Source organism: Wolbachia endosymbiont (group A) of Paraperithous gnathaulax (assembly GCF_964028485.1).
GTDB classification, from domain to species: Bacteria; Pseudomonadota; Alphaproteobacteria; order Rickettsiales; family Anaplasmataceae; genus Wolbachia; species Wolbachia pipientis.
Genome location: NZ_OZ034784.1, coordinates 727,255 through 743,906, shown reverse-complemented (window position 1 = coordinate 743,906; position 16,652 = coordinate 727,255). Strand labels below are relative to the sequence as shown.

Below are 16,652 nucleotides of genomic sequence, written 5' to 3'. Positions count from 1 at the left end.
GCAGTGTTGGCTACTCATATGGTTTGAGCCCACCAGAGGGTGTCATTCCAGCGCGTGACGCTGGAATCTAGTTTTTATTATGACCTTCTGGATCCCAGTGTCTGGGCACTGGGATGACATCCTGTTACACGTTCAACTTCATTCTCTCTCATCTCCCTATAACTTGGTAATGTAGAATTTTTTACATGCAACCCGGTAGCTATTGCAACCAAAGCAGCTATAACACCACAAATCACTGCACCAGTTACAAATGGAACCATCACAGCAGCAGTAATGAATAATCCTGTAATAACAACTCCAACAACATCTTTTGTTAATGAGGTGTAAAAATTTTCCTTGCTTTTTTTATATTTAGCTTCTTTTTCATTTGGCACAGAAAATTGAGCATCTACAAAGCCGTTAGCTTTATTATCATTATTTGGTGTGGCAGTTTGCTTAGCCTCTGGTATTACAGGCGTTTTATTTTTGTTATTATGATTTGATTGGCCATTAACATTATCACTATTTGGCGTGGTAGTTTGGTTAGTCTCTGTTACTACAGGTATTTCATTGTCGTGATTGCGATTATCACCATTAGTACTAACTGGAGGCACTGTTGCTACAGGTCTACTACCAATGTTTCCATTACTGCTGCTGGGTTCTGCTCTATTTTCTTCATTAAGCTTACCTCTATTCAAGAACGCATTAACAATTTTAGTTTTACCTACCTGTATGGCCACTTGTAAAGCCTCTTTCCTGTTTGCAGGACTCACGTAACCTAAAATTAGCTCAGCTTCTTGGGCATTATCCTGAGTAATAGCAAGACACAGAGCGTTAAATTTTTCTTCTTCATAAAATTTGCCACTATCCAAAAGTACCTTAACAACGTCAGCTTGTTTTGTTATTGTAGCTATGCCCAATATAGTTCTGGAAGCAGTATCTGTAAGATGGATTACAGCATCTAAATCTGTAAACAATTTTACAACATCTAGAAATATGCCACGATCGCCGGTAATATTGGACTCTCTTACAGCATTTGCAAACGAGTCAAAAATTGCCAGATTTGTTTCTTTCCCTTGTATTAGTTGCTCGTAAAGTACTTCAGCAGTCATACCAGGGTTTATGAAGTTACTAGAATCTACTTCATTACTGTCTGCTCTATTCTCTTCCACATTAGGTGCCTCTTCTTCCTTGTTTATTGCTGCGGTTATTTGCTCTTGTTGAAGGGGTTCACACCCATTTTGGAGGAGAAAATCCTTAACGCGTGGGTTGTTATTTTCGGTTGCATGTTTTAGAAGTAGGTTCCCTAATGAATTGCCTCCTTCACATTCATCTTGAAAATTAATTTCTTTCCTTAACCTCTTTTTTAGTTCTTCCAAACTAGTAACTGTGTTATCACGTCCTGTAATTCTATCTATATCTAGATAGAAATTTCTAACATCATCATCACTATATGCCATAACTATAATCCCACTACTATAATGCTTATATTATATCAACTCCCTAATAATCAGTCAAGACATATTGCAGTTTCAAGCAGCATGATATATCATGATACATATTGAATATAGTTCTTAAAGCAAATGATGGAAGATTTAGCCTATAAATTAGTTAAAGTGACCGAAGCTGCAGCACTTGCTGCGTATAAATTGGCAGGCTTTGGTGATGAAAAAAGGGCTGATCAGGTTGCAGTTGATGCAATGCGTACAGTATTAAATTCAATGGAAATAAATGGTACTATCGTAATTGGTGAAGGTGAGAGAGATGAAGCGCCGATGCTATATATTGGCGAGAAGGTTGGCACTGGAAATGGTCCTGAAATCGACATTGCCGTTGACCCACTTGAAGGCACTACGATTTGTGCTCATTACAAATCAGGGGCAATGTCCGTTCTTGCTGCAACGAAAAAAGGTAATTTTTTACATGCACCTGATGTTTATATGGAAAAGATAGCAGTAGGAAAAAATCTTCCAGAGGGTGTAGTCTCACTAAAAAATAGCATTGAAAAGAATCTAGACAATTTAGCCAAGGCAAAAAAATGCAAAGTGAATGATCTCGTGGTAACTGTACTTAAACGTGAAAGGCACAATGAATTAATAGAGAAAATCAGGAAATTAGGAGCAAAAATTAAACTAATAGATGATGGCGATGTTGCAGCCGTAGTTTCACTAGTAAATGGCAATCATGATATGTATATCGGAATAGGAGGGGCACCAGAAGGGGTGCTTGCGGCTGCAGCGCTGAGTTCAATCGGTGGGCAGATGGAGGGAAGATTAATATTTGACACGGATCAATTAAAAGAAAGAGCAAAAAATTTAAATATCCATGACCCAGAAAAAATCTACACCGTAAAAGATATGGCAAGAGGTGAATCAGTGTTTATTGCAACTGGAGTAACAAGCGGAGAACTTGTGGATGGAGTTGATAACATATGTTCAACTAGTTCTTTAATAATTCTACCTAATAAGCTGATAAAGCTGCAAACAATGCAGAACTTATGTTAGCTTTTTTAGTTTCTAATTTTAGCTTTACAACATTTAGCATTAAGATATAATCAAGTTTACTTATAACAATAGAGGTGTGAAATGTTTTCTAGTATTGTAAATCTATTGAATGGTTTTTACAAAAATTCGAGTACCAAGGAAAGTGAAGAAAAGTTGACTCTTCTATCTCCTCAAGCAAATCTTCAATTCGATGAGACTCAGGTACAAAGTGTGCTCTCAGATTTTGAGAAATTGGAGTTTAAGGATAATAAGTGTTTTGACAAAATAGCAGACGATTATGAAAAGAAGGGGAAGAGTTCCCTCTTTAATTACGTGATATTGAATAAGCGGAAAGAAATAATCGATATATTAGATAGGAATCTTCCTCTTCTCGAAGAACAGGAGGAGTTTAGAAAGAAATATAGTCAATATGTTTTTCAAATTGACAAAGGAATGAGTTATGGAAAAGAACTTCAAGATAGACTTCAGTCTTTTAAAGATAGGGCAGAAGAAGTGTTATCAGATTTTGAAAAATTGAATTTCAATTTTAAGGATAATAAATGTCAAGATTCTTCTGATTCTGTAAATTATAATAACGGCCGGCCAGCGGATCCATTTGACAAAATAGCAAACTATTATCGACGGGAGAAGGAGAGCATTTTCCTTTTTAACTATGTGGTATTAAGTAAGCAAAGAGAAATAATGGATATATTGGATAAGAAGCTTACTTCTAAAGATCAGGAGGAGTTAAAAGAAAATTTTAAAAAGAGGTTGGGTGGATATCTTCTTCGAATTGACGAAGGAATGAATGATGCAAAAGAATTTCTAAACAAAGATGATCTAATTGGTTTCTTTGATGGATGTTATTGGCCAGACAAAAAGGCAGGACATCTTGTTAATCATTATGATAATCTTAGTATCAACATTACTAAACCTGGACAGAGTTTAGAAACTAGTCGTCTTTTTAGCGAAAAGATTAAAAGGATGGAAACAATTAAAAATGAGGTACAAAGAGTAAAAATATACAGTAATGATAAAAGAATAGTAACAATTGAGAAGAATGAGAAACAACAGAGGAACTACTCCTTTACAAAATTTGCAATATGTGACATCGAAATTAGTTGGGGTGCAAAAGATGAATCTGGAAAAGACCTTAACTGTACTGTTGTTCTAAATATAAATTTAGGTCAAGTTAGTATTAAAAAATCAACTATTGACGGTAAAGATGTTGAACCAAAGAAAATTTTAGAGTTAGCTAAGCAAAACGAGGCTGTGCTTATAAAAGGTAAAGCTTTACATGAAGTTTTAGCAGCACATTTCATTAAGCAAACACCATGTGAGGGAAAGAAGGATATGCAATCGCACGAGAATATCGTTGTACCTGGTTCCGGTGCACCTCGCTCTATTAATGAGGAAATAACTGTAGAGCATCCGTTCGGGAAAGCGGCAAATAAAGATAATCATAGAGAAATGTGAGTTTACAACAAATGGTGCCATGAAAGTAGCTGATACATAACTGTACGAACGTTTGTTTGCGAAGAAATGTTATAGCAGGTTTTGCCTCAAACACAAAGGTGTCATTCCAGTGCTTGACACTGGAATCCAGCCCTTTTACGCAGTCCCATTAAAAACGTTGTATTTTAACGTAGGATTAGCTACTTTTATACTCACCAATTTAATCTCTAATCAAAATTCCTGGATCCCAGTGTCTGGGCACTGGGATGACATCCTCCCTAGTGGATTCAAATCACAATATTCGTATAGTAAGCACTGACCACTTTTGCTTCAATATTTGCGATGCCCCTGAACAGATACAATTATTCTATTATCAGGAGGATGCCATTAATCGCTTTATATAATGCTACTTGTAACACTTATGCCCTGAACGGAGACAGTTTAGGCTGTTATGCCTGGCGGCTTTGTTGGAATAAGTTTTTCAACACTGCTAACAATAAAATTGATTGTATCGTCAGCTACCTTATCGAATTTATCATTTATCTCTTTTCCTATTTCTTGATTTTTAACATATTCGTGTAGAGCTAAAGCAGTTATAGCTGCACATGCTGCAATTAAGCCAGTTTGTGCTATAATGAATAGTGATAATCCTCCTACGAATATAGATGTTAATCCAATAGCCAGGTTTATAATTTTACTTTGTGTTGTTTGTTGCATCGCTTGGCTTTGATCTGCCTGTTTATCCTCTAAAGCATTCGATATTGTTTTTAAGGCAACTTTTATCGCTATTGCTGCAACTGAAACCATAATTAGCCCTATAGCTATTTTTGCTAAAAGAAGAATCGACGGTAGCATCATTACAAATAATAGCGCGCCAATTCCTCCAGCTAACCACTTCTCATTTATTTTTTTTGATTGATTTGTACCAGTGTTTATTATTACCCTCCACTTTACTTATGATTTACCTATATCTAATACGAAATATGAAGGTAGTCAACTATATATTTTATATGAAAGATTGTATTAAAAGTTTTTCATGTTATTTTTTGCTGCTTCGTGGTTAAATTTGGAATTTTAGAAAGAGTTACGTATTATTTGAAATTCTTGTATACTGTTTTGAATCAGTTAAATAGATAATGAAGTGCAGGACGCAGTTTTAATTTTACAAGATGGCAAGTGCTTTTGGGGAAAATCAGTAGGTAAAAAAGGCAAATGCATAGGTGAGGTCTGTTTTACCACTGGTATGACCGGTTATCAGCATACTATAACTGATCCTTCTTTTGCCGATCAAATTATAACGTTCACTTTTCCTCATATTGGTAACGTTGGAATAAACCATAAGGATAATGAAGGAAAGAAAATTTTTGCAAGTGGTGTGGTTATGCGTGAACTTTCTTCTATGTCCCACCCTTCTTCATATATCAGTTTAAATGATTGGTTAGAGAAAAATAACGTGATTGGGATATCAGGAGTTGATACTAGAGCTTTAACGAGACATTTGAGAGAACATGGATCTCAAAATGGAATGATATGCTCATCGAGTAAGGCGCATGCATTAGACAAATTGAAGGAATACAAACCTGTAAATGGGATAGAAATAACTAATAAGGTTAGTTTAAATAACAGTTTTGAAAATAATAGACTAGCGGAGCACTTTGTCATCCAAGTAGCTGACTACTCGGATCCAGCAAAAAATATATGGATTCCAGTGTCACGCACTGGAATGACATCAGATAGAGCTATTGACCTTAATGCAAAATATAGGATTGTAATCGTTGATTTTGGCGTAAAAATCAGTATAGTTTCACGCTTAATAGAACTTGGTTGTACAGTTGAATTAATCAGACCAAGCACAGGTTTTGCTCAAAAAGTGTTGAGTATGAATCCAGATGGTATAGTGCTTTCAAATGGTCCTGGTGATCCGCAAGAAATAGGAGAAAGTGTAGTTTCAGAAATAGACATTATTATAAAATCTAAAATACCAATTTTTGGCATATGCATGGGCCATCAATTACTTGCGATTACTTTGGGGGCAAAGACCATCAAGATGGATATAGGTCACCGAGGGAGTAACCATCCAGTTTATGATGTAATTAGTGGAAAAGTTGAGATCACTAGCCAAAATCATGGTTTTGTTGTTGATTCAGCTTCTCTTCCAAGTAATGTTGAAATTACTCACATTTCTCTATTTGATAATAGTGTAGAGGGAATAATGATGAAGGATTACCTAGTCTTTTCTGTGCAATATCATCCAGAAGAAGCGCCAGGTACGCATGATTCGCATTATTTGTTTAGGCGTTTTATTGGCAATATTGTGTTATATAAAATGAAATCTGCATGATTTTAATCAGGGTAGGTTTTATTGCTTGATTTTTTAATTTTAGGCGTTTAGTATTAAATACAATAAGAGCTTAAGTTAAGATGCTAAAATAGTATTCTCTTAACAAATTTTTGCGGAGGAGTGACCGAGTGGTTAAAGGTAACAGACTGTAAATCTGTCCGCGTGAGCGTACGTAGGTTCGAATCCTACCTCCTCCATTGTGCGGGTATAGCTCAATGGTAGAGCTCTAGCCTTCCAAGCTAGTGACGTGGGTTCGATTCCCACTATCCGCTCTTTTTTTTGTTGTATTTTTATAAAATCAACATATTATTTATTGATGTATTTGTATTTTAGGTAGAAAAGTTTAAATTATGACAGCAATAGTGGAAGCATTTGGAAAGCCGCATGTAAATGTGGGAACAATAGGACATGTGGATCATGGGAAGACGACGTTAACAGCGGCGATAACGAAGCATTATGGAAATTTTGTAGCGTACGATCAGATAGATAAAGCGCCAGAAGAAAGGAAGAGGGGGATAACGATAGCAACAGCGCATGTTGAGTATCAGACGGAAAAAAGGCATTATGCACACGTTGATTGTCCTGGACACGCTGACTATGTAAAGAACATGATAGTAGGTGCAGCACAGATGGATGCGGCGATATTGGTAGTGTCGGGGGTTGATGGGCCAATGCCACAAACGAGAGAGCATATATTGCTGGCGAAGCAGGTAGGTGTTGGATATATCGTGGTGTATATAAATAAAGCTGATGTTGCTGATGCTGATATGATAGATTTAGTAGAAATGGAAGTGAGGGAATTACTGAGTAAATACGGATTTCCAGGGGATGAAGTGCCTGTGGTGGTTGGTTCAGCGCTCAAGGCGCTGGAGGATGACAGCAGCGAATATGGAAAGAAATCAATAGATAAATTGATGGAAAAGTTAGATGAATATGTAGCGGTTCCACCAAGGCCTGTGGATTTACCATTTTTATTGCCAATCGAAGATGTATTTTCGATATCGGGGCGAGGAACAGTGGTAACAGGAAGAATAGAGAAGGGAGAGATAAAGACGGGAGAAGAGATAGAGATAATAGGTCTGAAAGCGACGCAAAAGACGATATGCACAGGTGTTGAGATGTTTAAGAAGTTGCTGGATAAGGGAAGTGCAGGACTCAATGTAGGAATATTGTTAAGAGGAACAAAAAGAGAAGAAGTGGAGAGAGGGCAAGTATTAGCGAAACCGGGGACGATAACACCGCATAGAAAGTTTAAGGCGGAGGTTTATATATTAAAGAAAGAGGAAGGAGGAAGGCATACACCATTTTTTGCGAATTACCAGCCACAGTTTTATTTAAGGACAACGGATGTAACTGGGAGCATAAAATTGCTAGATGGGAAGGAGATGGTAATGCCAGGAGATAATGTGAGTGTAGAAGTAGAATTGCAAGTACCGATAGCAATGGATAAGGGATTGCGTTTTGCGATAAGAGAAGGCGGTAGAACTGTTGGTTCTGGTGTTGTTTCTGAAATTTTGGAGTGAGTGTAGTAACTAAGATGAAGCAAGATATATATATTAACATTAAGGCTTTCGATTGTTCTTTATTGGAGGAGTGTGTTCGAAAATTTGTTGATGAATTAAAGCGGTCCAGTGCAAAATTATCTGGTCCGATTGCGTTGCCAAGGAAAGATTCTAAATTTATTGTTAATAGATCTCCTCACGTTGATAAAAAATCTCGTGAACAGTTTGAAATGAGAACTTCTAGGCGTTTGATTGTTTTACATGATCTTACTCCTACTATGATGCAGATGCTTACAGGTTTATCTTTTTCTGCTGGCGTAGAAGTGGATTTAAAAGTCAAGGAAGTTAAGGTTTAGGAGAAGGAAATGAAGAGAATAAATTCGCTGAGGAGAATTGGTTTACTAATGATGAATATTGGTCATACTGCTATGTATTCTGACAATAGTCGCATGGCTGTAACTTTATTGCATCTCAGCGAAACTTATATTATTGATATAAAAGGACAAGATAAATGTGGCTATAATTCAGTCATTTTAGGCACAGGAGATTTTAAAAATATAGCAAAACCTCAGTTGGAATATTTAAAGAAAAAGGGTATAAATAATAAATGTAAGTTATACGAAAGTAGATTAAATGACCTGTCGGGAATAGAATGTGGTAAAAAAGTGGGAATCAATCATTTTGTGGTTGGTCAATATCTTGATATTACGGGTTATTCTATAGGTAAAGGATTTGCTGGTGTGATGAAGCGGCATAATTTCAGTGGGCTTAGGGCATCTCATGGTGTTTCTATTGCTCACAGATCACAAGGTTCCACTGGCCAATGTCAGGATCCTGGTAGAGTATTCAAAGGAAAGAAAATGGCTGGTCATTTAGGTAACAGCAGGATAACTGCACAAAATATGAAGATATTATCCATTGATCATGAAAATAGTATAATTGCTGTGAAGGGTAATAATGTTCCTGGGTTTAAAAATTCCTATGTTTTTGTAAGAGATGCAGTTAAAAAATCTTTACATAAAGATGTTCCTTTTCCGGTAGGTTTACTGTTAGATGTAAATGATGATGCTAGTAATTTGGTAAGTTAGTTATGGAATGTAATTTAGTTAATCTATCTAATGATAATGTAGGTACTGCTCAGCTCAATCCTTTGATATTTTCTGCTAAGCAAAAATTGAGTATTTTGCATGATATAGTGAGATGGCAATTAGCGAAGAGAAGAGCTGGTACTCATAAAACAAAAGGTATTAGTGATGTCTCTGGTACAACAGCTAAACCTTATGGTCAAAAACGTACCGGTAGGGCAAGACAAGGGAGCTTGCGATCTCCTCAATTTAGAGGTGGTGGGATTATTTTCGGCCCTGTTGTGAGGAGTCATACTTATTCTCTTAATAAGAAGGTACGCAAATTTGGTTTAAAAATTGCTTTATCTCTAAAGTATTTAAATAATCAAGTAATTATTCTGGATAATTTAAATATTGATGTGAAGAAAACGTCTGAAATGTGTAAATGTATTAAAAATTTTAAATTTTCTTCCTTTTTGATAGTTGGTGATTATGGAGATGATTTGTTGCGTGCGGCTAAAAACTTGCACTATGTAGACTTAATCAAACCTATTGGGTTAAATGTTTTTGATATATTGAATCACGAATGCGTGATGTTGACAAAGGATACTTTAAAGCATCTTGAAGGTAGATTGTTATGATCAAATATAATAATATAATAAAATCTCCTATAATTACAGAAAAGGCCTCTTTTTTGAGGGAGAAGTTTAATAAATATTCTTTGTATGTTTTTGTAAATGTAAATAAGCGTCAAATAAAGTTGGCAATAGAGTCTCTATTTGATGTTAAAATTTCTTCTATAAATGTTGTTAGAATTAAGCCTAAATATAGGCGTTTTAGGGGTGTGGTTGGTTGTGAAAAACAGAAAAAGAAAGTTTATTTTTCTTTGATGGATGGTCAAAAATTAGATATAATGAGCGTTTAGTATGGGTATGAAATTTTTTAATCCTGTTACTCCGTCTTCTCGTGGGACTGTGTTAGTAAGTAAAGTTGGTTTATCAAAAGATGAGCCAGAAAAGTCTCTTACATCCGGTAAAAAGTCCAGTGGTGGAAGAAATAATCATGGTAGAATTACAACTCGTCATAGGGGTGGTGGTCACAAAAAGAAGTATAGAGTGATAGATTTTAAGCGTAATAGAAGTGGTCAAGGTATAGTTGAAAAAATAGAGTATGACCCAAATAGAAGTGGGTTTTTGGCGTTAATATCATATAAGGAAGATGATATTAAGTCTTATATATTAGCTCCTCAAGGTATGAAGCCAGGTGATGTTGTTACAGCTGGGAATGATGCTGATATTTTGCCAGGGAATTGTTTACTACTCAAGCATATACCTGTTGGTTCTTTCGTTCATAATGTTGAGCTGAAGCCAGGTAATGGTGCTGCGATTGCTAGAGCTGCTGGTTGTTATGCACAAATCGTTGGTCGTGATGGCCAATATGTTTTATTACGACTCAGGTCTGGTCAAATTAGGTTGATTTTATCTTCTTGCAAGGCTACTATTGGTGTAGTATCTAACCCTGACCATAAGAATAGAAAGTTGGGTAAAGCTGGGAGAAGTAGGTGGCTTGGGATTAGACCTACTGTACGTGGAGTTGCAATGAATCCAGTTGACCATCCTCATGGAGGCGGGGAAGGAAAAACCTCTGGTGGTCGTCATCCTGTTACTCCTTGGGGTGTTGCAACAAAAGGAAAGAAAACTCGAAGGAGAAATAAATCTAGTGATAAGTATATAAAACAATTGAAAGGTTAGTTTATGAGTAGATCTGCATGGAAGCCTCCTTTTTGTCATCCTTCTATATTAAAGTCGGTGAATAATGCTTTAAACAAGGGGTTTGTTAACATGGCTATAAAAGTTCATTCCAGGGCTTCTGTAATTCTTCCTAATTGTTTAGGTTTAAAGTTTGCTGTTTATAATGGTAAGGATTACATTCCTGTGAATGTTAATGATCAGAATATGATAGGTCATAAGTTTGGTGAGTTTTCACCCACTCGTAAATTTACTGGGCATAGTGGTGATAAAAAGGCGACAAGAAGGTAATTGATATGAAAAACAGAGATGTAATAGTTAAAGCTGGTTCTAGGGTTTTAAAATCAACTCCTCGTAAATTGAATTTGGTTGCTGGTTTAGTACGTAATAAAAAAGTTTCTTTTGCCACTGTGCAATTAAGATTTTGTGAAAAGAAAGCTGCAGGTCTTATAAGGAAGGTATTAAATTCTGCGATTGCTAATGCTCAAAATTATGGATTGGATATCGATAATTTATATATAAAAGAAATTTTAATAGGTAAGTCTCTTACTTTGCGTAGGGTATGTCCAAAAGCTATGGGTAGAGCTAATAGAGTTAGTAAACGTTATAGTAATATAACTGTAAAATTGGGGGAAATTATATGATTCATAAAAATAGAAAATTAATAAGGAAAGTGCAAAAATATGGGAAACGTTAATCCTAAAGGATTTAGGTTAAAAATAATTAATACTTGGTCATCTATTTGGTATGCTGAGAAGGGTTATAAACAAGGGTTGCATCAAGATTTATCTATTCGCAGTTATATAAATGAATCTTTTAAGCATGCTGGTGTTTCTAAAGTAATTATAGAGCGTACGATCGATTTGGTATCTGTAATAATACATTCTTCTAGACCTGGAGTGATAATAGGTAAGAAAGGCTCGGATATTGAGAAGATAAAGCAAAAGATAGCTGAAAAAGTAAAAAATAATGTGGAAGTGAATGTAGTAGGGGTTAAAAGGTCTGAAATAGATGCAGTTTTAATATCAAACAGCATTGCACAGCAGTTAGAAAAAAGGGTTTCATTTAGAAGAGCGATGAAAAAAGCTATTCAAAGTTGTTTGAGGATGGGTGCTAGAGGTATTAAAGTAAGTTGTTCTGGGCGCCTTGGCGGAGCTGAGATAGCTCGTACTGAGTGGTATAAAGAAGGCCGTTTGCCTTTGCATACTTTACGTGCTAATATAGATTATGCTTTTGCTGAAGCAAAAACTATATATGGCATCATAGGAGTTAAGGTCTGGGTTTATATTGGTAACTAATTAGGTATATTGAAATGTTTATTCCTAAAAAAAGTAAATATAAAAAAGTATTTAAAGGACGAATTAAGGGTAACACGAAAGGTGGTAGCACATTATCTTTTGGAGATTATGGTCTAAAGGCTATGGAAGCAGGTAGGATTCAATCTAAGCATATTGAAACTGCAAGGCGTGTAATATCTAGAACATTAAAACGCTCTGGTAAAGTGTGGATAAGAATTTTTCCTGATACCCCTGTTAGTAAAAAGCCGGCGGATGTGCGTATGGGTAAAGGGAAAGGTAGTGTTGAGTTTTGGGTATTTAAAGCTAAGCCCGGTAGAATGTTGTTTGAAATTAGCAGTGATGTTCCCATGCATTTAGCAAGATTGGCGCTTGAAAAGGCAACTGCTAAGCTTCCTATGAAGTGTAAATTTGTATCTAATCATAATTAAATGGAGTTGCAATGGATATAGCTGACATTGAATCGAGGTCCTCGCAAGAATTGCATGAAATTCTTGTGAATTTGAGAAAAGAGTTTGTTAATTTGGTTTTTCAAAAGAAGCTGGGCCAGTGCAACAATATTTCGCGTTTTAGCTTAATAAGAAAGAGCATAGCTCGTATTTTAACTACATTAAATAAAAGAAGAAGAGAGGAAAAGAATGCCTAAAAAGGTTTTTTGTGGTACTGTAACTAAGGCTAAGTGTGATAAGACTGTAAAGGTTTCGGTATTACAAGTGTATAAGGATGAGCTGTATAAAAAGGTTATAAAAAAATACAAGAAGTATACAGCACATGATGAGAATAATAGTTGTAAAGAAGGGGACAAGGTTTTAATACAAGAACACAAGCCTATTTCTACTACTAAAAAATGGGTTATTGTTAATAGCTCACATTGAATAGGATATTTATATGATTCAAAAAAATACATTGTTGGAAGTAGCTGATAATTCTGGCGCGCGTGCAGTGCTTTGTATTGGTTTATTGGGTGGTAGAAAGTCTGCATCTATAGGTGACACAGTTATTGTATCTACTAAATCTATTACTCCAAGAGGGAAAGTTGAGAAGGGAAAAGTATATAGAGCAGTTGTGGTGAGGGTGAAAAGCCCTATTAGGAAATCTGATGGTTCTGTAATTCGTTTTTCTAGCAATGCTGTAGTTTTGATTAACGATCAAGGTGAACCACTTGGCACTCGGGTGTTTGGTCCGGTAAAAAAGTTATCATCTGGTTCTTTTATGAAGATAATGTCATTAGCTGTTGAGGTTTTATAATGAGTGCTAAAATAAAAAGTGGTGACGACGTTATAGTTTTAACTGGTAAAGATAAGGGAAAAATTGGTAAGGTAATCAAAGTTATAGCACGTGATGCTAAAAAGAAAGTAATTGTTTCTGGAGTGAATGTGCATAAGAGACATACTAAACCAAAAGCTGGTAGTAGTGGTGGTATATTAAATAAAGAGTTAGCTATTGATATATCCAACGTTGCAACATTGTACCCTAAATATAAAACTCCAACTAGAGTGGGGTTTAAGGTTATAGACGGTAGAAAAGTGCGTTTTGCAAAAGTTTCTGGAGAAGTGATAGATTAGGTTGATATGTTTAAAGAATTGTATAAAGATAGCATAGTAAAGTCCTTGAAGGATAAGTTTAATTACGGCAATATAATGCAAGTGCCTAAACTTGTCAAGGTGTGTATCAATATGGGCGTTGGAGATGCTGCTACAGATAGTAAAGCAATAAATGAACCACTTGATAGCCTATATTTGATTGCTGGGCAGAAGCCTTTATCAACTTTTGCAAAAAAATCTATTTCTGGCTTCAAGATCAGAAAAGGTGCTACAGTAGGTTGCAAAGTAACTTTGCGTAGAGATAAAATGTATGAGTTTTTAGAAAGATTGATATATATTGCTTTGCCAAGGGAAAAAGATTTTAGAGGATTTAGTGTGAAGCAATTTGACGGTAATGGTAATTTTTCCTTTGGTATAAAGGAACATATCTCGTTTTTAGAAATAGACTATGATAAAATAAGTAAAATTAGAGGTATGGATATTAATATTATAACAAGTGCAGTTAGTGATAAGGAAGCAAAGGAATTATTACTGGCTCTTAAATTTCCTTTTTTTGATTAATTGAGAGGAGAAATATATGGCAAAAAAATCTATGATAGAAAGAAATCTTCGCAGAATAAAGTTGTGCGATCAATATAAAGAAAAAAGAGAAAAATTGAAATCTATAATAAATAATAAGAATCTGTCTATTGTAGAAAGGTTTACAGCTCAAAATAAATTAATTAAAAAATTGCCTAGAAATTCTTCTAAAACCAAAATTAGAAATAGGTGTGCTTTAACTGGGAGACCAAGAGGAGTATATAGAAAATTTGGTTTATGTAGAATTGTTTTGCGTGATTTATGTTCTTTTGGGCAAATTCCAGGAGTTACAAAGTCTAGTTGGTAAATATAATATAAGGAGTATATTGTGGCGTTATCTGATAGTATTGGTGATTTTTTAACAAGGATACGTAATGCTCAATTGGCAATGCATAGGGCAACAAGGGTACTATTTTCTAAGATGAATTCTTCTATATTGGAGATTTTAAAAGAGGAAGGGTATATCCTTGATTATGAAAAGCAAGTTGTAGATAATTTACCTTCTTTCATTGTAAAATTGAAGTATTATGAGAAGTCACCTGTAATTAGTGACATAGTTAGGGTGTCAAAGCCTGGTTGTCGTCGTTATTCTAAGTATAAGGACATTTCTAAAGCATATAATGGTCTTGGTATTTTTATTATATCGACACCCAAAGGAGTGATGACTGATTATAATGCACATAAATTAAAGGTTGGTGGAGAAGTTTTGTGTCGTGTGTTTTAAATAATAGGAGAAATTCATGTCTCGTATAGGTGCTGCTCCTATCAATATTCCTGCTGGTGTTTCAGTTGAATATAATAATGGTAGTATGTTAATAAAGAGTGCTAAGGCTGAAAAGGAAGTTAGCTTGATCAGGGATGTTGTGTGTCAGATTATTGATAATCAGCTATTGCTTTCTGTTGATCAAGATAAAGATAATTATGATAAAATAAAGCCTATGTGGGGCACTTATAGGAGTAATATTAATAATATCATTAACGGCATGGTTGATGGTTTTTCTGTTAATCTTGAGATTAACGGTGTGGGATATAAGGCAGAGTGTGATGGTAAGTATTTGACTTTATATCTTGGTTATAGCCATAATGTTAAATATAAAGTGCCTAAAGATGTTGAGATTAAGTGCATAAAGCCAACTCACTTAGTAGTTAGTGGTATGGATAAGCAGAAGGTCTATATGGTGGCGTCTGATATATGCAAAATTAGAAAATATGATCCTTATAAAGGTAAGGGTGTTGTAATAAAAGGCAAATTTATGCTGCGTAAGGTTGTAAGTAAAAAGAAGTAATAAAAATGAAAAGATCGTATAATTTTTTAAGTAATTCTGAAAAAAGGAAGTTACGTAATAGAGCGAAGCTTGACAAGAGCGCTGAACGTTTACGTATATCCATATTTAAATCTAATAGGCATTTTTATGTCCAGTTAATTAATGATGTAAAAGGAATAACTCTCACTTCAGCTTCTACTTTGGATGCTAAAATTAAGGATGTATGTAAAGGGAAAGTCAACGCTGAAACTATAAAACAGGTTTCTTCTTTAATGGTTGAGCGTCTGTCTGGCATGAAATTAGAGCAGCAGCTTACGTTTGATCGTGGAGCGTATAAATACACAGGATTAGTTTCTCAATTTGCTGAGGCTTTAAGAAGTTCTGGATTTGAATTTTAGAAGGTTTTGAATATGGCTATAAAGAATTTACAAAATAATAATGATTTATCAGAGCTTTTAGTTTCGGTACGAAGAGTGACAACGGTTACCAAAGGTGGTAGAAGATTTTCATTTTCAATTTTGGTTGTTGTTGGCGATGAGAAGGGTAGGGTAGGGTGTGGAATAGGTAAGCACGCAGAAGTTGCTGAAGCAAGAGTCAAAGCTGTAAATGCTGCAAAGAAATCAATGATTAGAGTGTACTTGCGTGAAGGTAGAACTTTGCATCATGATATTAAAGCTAAATTTTGTTCTGGTGAGATAGTTTTAAGAACCGCAAGAGCCGGAACAGGTATTATTGCTGGTGGAGCGATTAGATCAGTTTTTGAGGTGTTAGGTATAAAGGATGTGGTAGCTAAATCCACTAGATCAAATAATCCTCATAACGTTATATGTGGGGTGTTTAAGGCTTTTGATAGTATGTTATCTCCTCGTCAGGTAGCAAGCAAAAGAGGCAAAAAGATTAGCGAGATAGTTGGAAACAGGTAAAGTATGAATAATGCTGTAAAATTAAACTCTATATTTACTAAATTATCTAAGAAAAAGAAGCCTAAGTTGCTGGGTAGAGGTATCGGTTGTGGTAAAGGTAAAACATCCGGTAGAGGGCATAAAGGGCAGAAGGCTAGAAGTGGAGTTTCTATAAATGGTTTTGAGGGTGGACAACAGTCTATATATACTCGTTTGCCTAAAAGAGGTTTTAAGCCTATACGTAGGAGCATATACTCTATAATTAATGTTGGCGATATACAGCGCTTAATGGAAGCTAAAAAAATAGTGAAAGACTCTGTTATAGATAAGGAGAGGCTGTATAAATTAGGTTTTATAAAGTCTATTAAGGATAAAATTAAACTTCTTAATAAAGGTAAGTTGAGCGAAAAATTTGTGTTTCATGTTGATTTTGCGTCAGAAGCTGCAAAAAAATCTGTAGCTTCAGTTGGTGGTAGTGTGGAAATACTATCGTAA

General features: G+C 35.3%; 26 protein-coding genes and 2 tRNA genes. 26 read left to right on the top strand and 2 right to left on the bottom strand.

What is annotated here, in order from left to right:
* Positions 1–77 precede the first annotated feature (77 nt).
* A complete protein-coding gene (locus ABWU74_RS03980) occupies positions 78–1,439 on the bottom strand; it encodes an ankyrin repeat domain-containing protein (RefSeq protein ID WP_353289208.1) in 1,362 nt (453 codons plus the stop codon).
* Between the two features lie 126 nt (positions 1,440–1,565).
* Here ABWU74_RS03980 and glpX point away from each other — a divergent pair, with 126 nt between their 5' ends.
* Together glpX and ABWU74_RS03970 are read left to right on the top strand one after the other, a co-directional pair.
* Positions 1,566–2,483, top strand: coding sequence for a class II fructose-bisphosphatase (gene glpX / locus ABWU74_RS03975; RefSeq protein WP_264706164.1), 918 nt, complete (start codon positions 1,566–1,568; stop codon positions 2,481–2,483).
* Between the two features lie 81 nt (positions 2,484–2,564).
* Positions 2,565–3,938 carry a hypothetical protein gene (locus tag ABWU74_RS03970; protein WP_353289207.1) on the top strand — a complete coding sequence of 458 codons (1,374 nt, stop codon included), beginning with the start codon at positions 2,565–2,567 and terminating at the stop codon, positions 3,936–3,938.
* Positions 3,939–4,358: 420 nt separating this feature from the next.
* Here ABWU74_RS03970 and ABWU74_RS03965 read toward each other — a convergent pair whose 3' ends face one another.
* Positions 4,359–4,853 (bottom strand): hypothetical protein, encoded by a 495-nt coding sequence (locus tag ABWU74_RS03965; RefSeq protein WP_209473104.1) that lies wholly within the window; start codon positions 4,851–4,853, stop codon positions 4,359–4,361.
* Positions 4,854–5,058: 205 nt separating this feature from the next.
* Between ABWU74_RS03965 and carA the strand changes: the two genes are divergently transcribed.
* The 24 genes from carA to rplO all read left to right on the top strand — a co-directional run bounded on the left by carA (position 5,059) and on the right by rplO (position 16,652).
* Positions 5,059–6,258 (top strand): glutamine-hydrolyzing carbamoyl-phosphate synthase small subunit, encoded by a 1,200-nt coding sequence (gene carA, locus ABWU74_RS03960; protein WP_264373989.1) that lies wholly within the window; start codon positions 5,059–5,061, stop codon positions 6,256–6,258.
* A 114-nt stretch (positions 6,259–6,372) separates the two neighbouring features.
* A tRNA-Tyr gene (locus ABWU74_RS03955) sits at positions 6,373–6,455 on the top strand.
* 4 nt (positions 6,456–6,459) lie between these two features.
* Positions 6,460–6,530, top strand: a tRNA-Gly gene (locus tag ABWU74_RS03950).
* 78 nt (positions 6,531–6,608) lie between these two features.
* On the top strand, positions 6,609–7,781 hold the full coding sequence (gene tuf, locus ABWU74_RS03945) for an elongation factor Tu (protein ID WP_010962759.1): 1,173 nt from the start codon (positions 6,609–6,611) through the stop codon (positions 7,779–7,781).
* Positions 7,782–7,795: 14 nt separating this feature from the next.
* Positions 7,796–8,116: a 30S ribosomal protein S10 gene (gene rpsJ, locus ABWU74_RS03940; RefSeq protein WP_012673184.1), complete on the top strand. Its 321-nt coding sequence runs from the start codon at positions 7,796–7,798 to the stop codon at positions 8,114–8,116.
* Between the two features lie 9 nt (positions 8,117–8,125).
* Complete coding sequence (gene rplC, locus ABWU74_RS03935; RefSeq protein WP_006279218.1) at positions 8,126–8,848, top strand: 50S ribosomal protein L3; 723 nt, start codon at positions 8,126–8,128, stop codon at positions 8,846–8,848.
* A gap of 2 nt (positions 8,849–8,850) precedes the next feature.
* Positions 8,851–9,465, top strand: coding sequence for a 50S ribosomal protein L4 (gene rplD / locus ABWU74_RS03930; RefSeq protein ID WP_012673183.1), 615 nt, complete (start codon positions 8,851–8,853; stop codon positions 9,463–9,465).
* Positions 9,462–9,749, top strand: coding sequence for a 50S ribosomal protein L23 (locus ABWU74_RS03925; protein ID WP_209473095.1), 288 nt, complete (start codon positions 9,462–9,464; stop codon positions 9,747–9,749). Before rplD ends, ABWU74_RS03925 begins: the two co-directional genes overlap by 4 nt.
* Position 9,750: 1 nt before the next feature.
* A complete protein-coding gene (gene rplB, locus ABWU74_RS03920; protein ID WP_015589143.1) occupies positions 9,751–10,575 on the top strand; it encodes a 50S ribosomal protein L2 in 825 nt (274 codons plus the stop codon).
* Between the two features lie 3 nt (positions 10,576–10,578).
* Positions 10,579–10,863 carry a 30S ribosomal protein S19 gene (rpsS, locus tag ABWU74_RS03915; protein WP_006279181.1) on the top strand — a complete coding sequence of 95 codons (285 nt, stop codon included), beginning with the start codon at positions 10,579–10,581 and terminating at the stop codon, positions 10,861–10,863.
* Positions 10,864–10,868: 5 nt separating this feature from the next.
* A complete protein-coding gene (gene rplV / locus ABWU74_RS03910) occupies positions 10,869–11,216 on the top strand; it encodes a 50S ribosomal protein L22 (protein ID WP_007549821.1) in 348 nt (115 codons plus the stop codon).
* Between the two features lie 39 nt (positions 11,217–11,255).
* Complete coding sequence (gene rpsC, locus ABWU74_RS03905) at positions 11,256–11,870, top strand: 30S ribosomal protein S3 (RefSeq protein WP_010962753.1); 615 nt, start codon at positions 11,256–11,258, stop codon at positions 11,868–11,870.
* Between the two features lie 14 nt (positions 11,871–11,884).
* The gene (gene rplP / locus ABWU74_RS03900; RefSeq protein ID WP_010962752.1) at positions 11,885–12,298 is read left to right on the top strand and encodes a 50S ribosomal protein L16; all 414 of its coding nucleotides are present in this window, start codon (positions 11,885–11,887) and stop codon (positions 12,296–12,298) included.
* Between the two features lie 11 nt (positions 12,299–12,309).
* Positions 12,310–12,513, top strand: coding sequence for a 50S ribosomal protein L29 (gene rpmC / locus ABWU74_RS03895; protein ID WP_006279350.1), 204 nt, complete (start codon positions 12,310–12,312; stop codon positions 12,511–12,513).
* A complete protein-coding gene (gene rpsQ, locus ABWU74_RS03890) occupies positions 12,506–12,742 on the top strand; it encodes a 30S ribosomal protein S17 (protein ID WP_007549925.1) in 237 nt (78 codons plus the stop codon). Before rpmC ends, rpsQ begins: the two co-directional genes overlap by 8 nt.
* A gap of 13 nt (positions 12,743–12,755) precedes the next feature.
* Positions 12,756–13,115 (top strand): 50S ribosomal protein L14, encoded by a 360-nt coding sequence (rplN, locus tag ABWU74_RS03885; protein WP_006279348.1) that lies wholly within the window; start codon positions 12,756–12,758, stop codon positions 13,113–13,115.
* The gene (gene rplX, locus ABWU74_RS03880; RefSeq protein ID WP_410542100.1) at positions 13,115–13,432 is read left to right on the top strand and encodes a 50S ribosomal protein L24; all 318 of its coding nucleotides are present in this window, start codon (positions 13,115–13,117) and stop codon (positions 13,430–13,432) included. The genes rplN and rplX overlap by 1 nt, the downstream gene beginning before the upstream one ends.
* A 6-nt stretch (positions 13,433–13,438) precedes the next feature.
* A complete protein-coding gene (gene rplE / locus ABWU74_RS03875; protein WP_010962750.1) occupies positions 13,439–13,972 on the top strand; it encodes a 50S ribosomal protein L5 in 534 nt (177 codons plus the stop codon).
* 16 nt (positions 13,973–13,988) lie between these two features.
* Positions 13,989–14,297 carry a 30S ribosomal protein S14 gene (gene rpsN, locus ABWU74_RS03870; protein WP_006279345.1) on the top strand — a complete coding sequence of 103 codons (309 nt, stop codon included), beginning with the start codon at positions 13,989–13,991 and terminating at the stop codon, positions 14,295–14,297.
* A gap of 21 nt (positions 14,298–14,318) precedes the next feature.
* On the top strand, positions 14,319–14,714 hold the full coding sequence (gene rpsH, locus ABWU74_RS03865; protein WP_007551150.1) for a 30S ribosomal protein S8: 396 nt from the start codon (positions 14,319–14,321) through the stop codon (positions 14,712–14,714).
* Positions 14,715–14,730: 16 nt separating this feature from the next.
* Positions 14,731–15,276: a 50S ribosomal protein L6 gene (rplF, locus tag ABWU74_RS03860; protein ID WP_007551152.1), complete on the top strand. Its 546-nt coding sequence runs from the start codon at positions 14,731–14,733 to the stop codon at positions 15,274–15,276.
* Positions 15,277–15,281: 5 nt separating this feature from the next.
* Positions 15,282–15,653, top strand: coding sequence for a 50S ribosomal protein L18 (gene rplR / locus ABWU74_RS03855; protein WP_006279867.1), 372 nt, complete (start codon positions 15,282–15,284; stop codon positions 15,651–15,653).
* 12 nt (positions 15,654–15,665) lie between these two features.
* A complete protein-coding gene (rpsE, locus tag ABWU74_RS03850) occupies positions 15,666–16,178 on the top strand; it encodes a 30S ribosomal protein S5 (RefSeq protein WP_353289206.1) in 513 nt (170 codons plus the stop codon).
* A gap of 3 nt (positions 16,179–16,181) precedes the next feature.
* Entirely contained in the window at positions 16,182–16,652 is a 471-nt protein-coding gene (gene rplO, locus ABWU74_RS03845) for a 50S ribosomal protein L15 (protein WP_006279863.1), read from the top strand.

What these genes read in the sequence shown, in the direction of transcription:
- rpsQ (WP_007549925.1), top strand. Translation starts at nt 12,506, where the DNA reads ATGCCTAAAAAGGTTTTTTGTGGTACTGTAACTAAGGCTAAGTGTGAT.
- rplP (WP_010962752.1), top strand. Translation starts at nt 11,885, where the DNA reads ATGTTTATTCCTAAAAAAAGTAAATATAAAAAAGTATTTAAAGGACGA.
- rpsJ (WP_012673184.1), top strand. Translation starts at nt 7,796, where the DNA reads ATGAAGCAAGATATATATATTAACATTAAGGCTTTCGATTGTTCTTTA.
- rplB (WP_015589143.1), top strand. Translation starts at nt 9,751, where the DNA reads ATGGGTATGAAATTTTTTAATCCTGTTACTCCGTCTTCTCGTGGGACT.
- rplD (WP_012673183.1), top strand. Translation starts at nt 8,851, where the DNA reads ATGGAATGTAATTTAGTTAATCTATCTAATGATAATGTAGGTACTGCT.
- rpmC (WP_006279350.1), top strand. Translation starts at nt 12,310, where the DNA reads ATGGATATAGCTGACATTGAATCGAGGTCCTCGCAAGAATTGCATGAA.
- glpX (WP_264706164.1), top strand. Translation starts at nt 1,566, where the DNA reads ATGGAAGATTTAGCCTATAAATTAGTTAAAGTGACCGAAGCTGCAGCA.
- rplO (WP_006279863.1), top strand. Translation starts at nt 16,182, where the DNA reads ATGAATAATGCTGTAAAATTAAACTCTATATTTACTAAATTATCTAAG.
- tuf (WP_010962759.1), top strand. Translation starts at nt 6,609, where the DNA reads ATGACAGCAATAGTGGAAGCATTTGGAAAGCCGCATGTAAATGTGGGA.
- ABWU74_RS03980 (WP_353289208.1), bottom strand. Translation starts at nt 1,439, where the DNA reads ATGGCATATAGTGATGATGATGTTAGAAATTTCTATCTAGATATAGAT.
- rplE (WP_010962750.1), top strand. Translation starts at nt 13,439, where the DNA reads ATGTTTAAAGAATTGTATAAAGATAGCATAGTAAAGTCCTTGAAGGAT.
- rplV (WP_007549821.1), top strand. Translation starts at nt 10,869, where the DNA reads ATGAAAAACAGAGATGTAATAGTTAAAGCTGGTTCTAGGGTTTTAAAA.
- rpsE (WP_353289206.1), top strand. Translation starts at nt 15,666, where the DNA reads ATGGCTATAAAGAATTTACAAAATAATAATGATTTATCAGAGCTTTTA.
- rplR (WP_006279867.1), top strand. Translation starts at nt 15,282, where the DNA reads ATGAAAAGATCGTATAATTTTTTAAGTAATTCTGAAAAAAGGAAGTTA.
- ABWU74_RS03970 (WP_353289207.1), top strand. Translation starts at nt 2,565, where the DNA reads ATGTTTTCTAGTATTGTAAATCTATTGAATGGTTTTTACAAAAATTCG.
- ABWU74_RS03925 (WP_209473095.1), top strand. Translation starts at nt 9,462, where the DNA reads ATGATCAAATATAATAATATAATAAAATCTCCTATAATTACAGAAAAG.
- rplF (WP_007551152.1), top strand. Translation starts at nt 14,731, where the DNA reads ATGTCTCGTATAGGTGCTGCTCCTATCAATATTCCTGCTGGTGTTTCA.
- rpsS (WP_006279181.1), top strand. Translation starts at nt 10,579, where the DNA reads ATGAGTAGATCTGCATGGAAGCCTCCTTTTTGTCATCCTTCTATATTA.
- rpsN (WP_006279345.1), top strand. Translation starts at nt 13,989, where the DNA reads ATGGCAAAAAAATCTATGATAGAAAGAAATCTTCGCAGAATAAAGTTG.
- rplX (WP_410542100.1), top strand. Translation starts at nt 13,115, where the DNA reads ATGAGTGCTAAAATAAAAAGTGGTGACGACGTTATAGTTTTAACTGGT.
- rplN (WP_006279348.1), top strand. Translation starts at nt 12,756, where the DNA reads ATGATTCAAAAAAATACATTGTTGGAAGTAGCTGATAATTCTGGCGCG.
- rpsC (WP_010962753.1), top strand. Translation starts at nt 11,256, where the DNA reads ATGGGAAACGTTAATCCTAAAGGATTTAGGTTAAAAATAATTAATACT.
- rplC (WP_006279218.1), top strand. Translation starts at nt 8,126, where the DNA reads ATGAAGAGAATAAATTCGCTGAGGAGAATTGGTTTACTAATGATGAAT.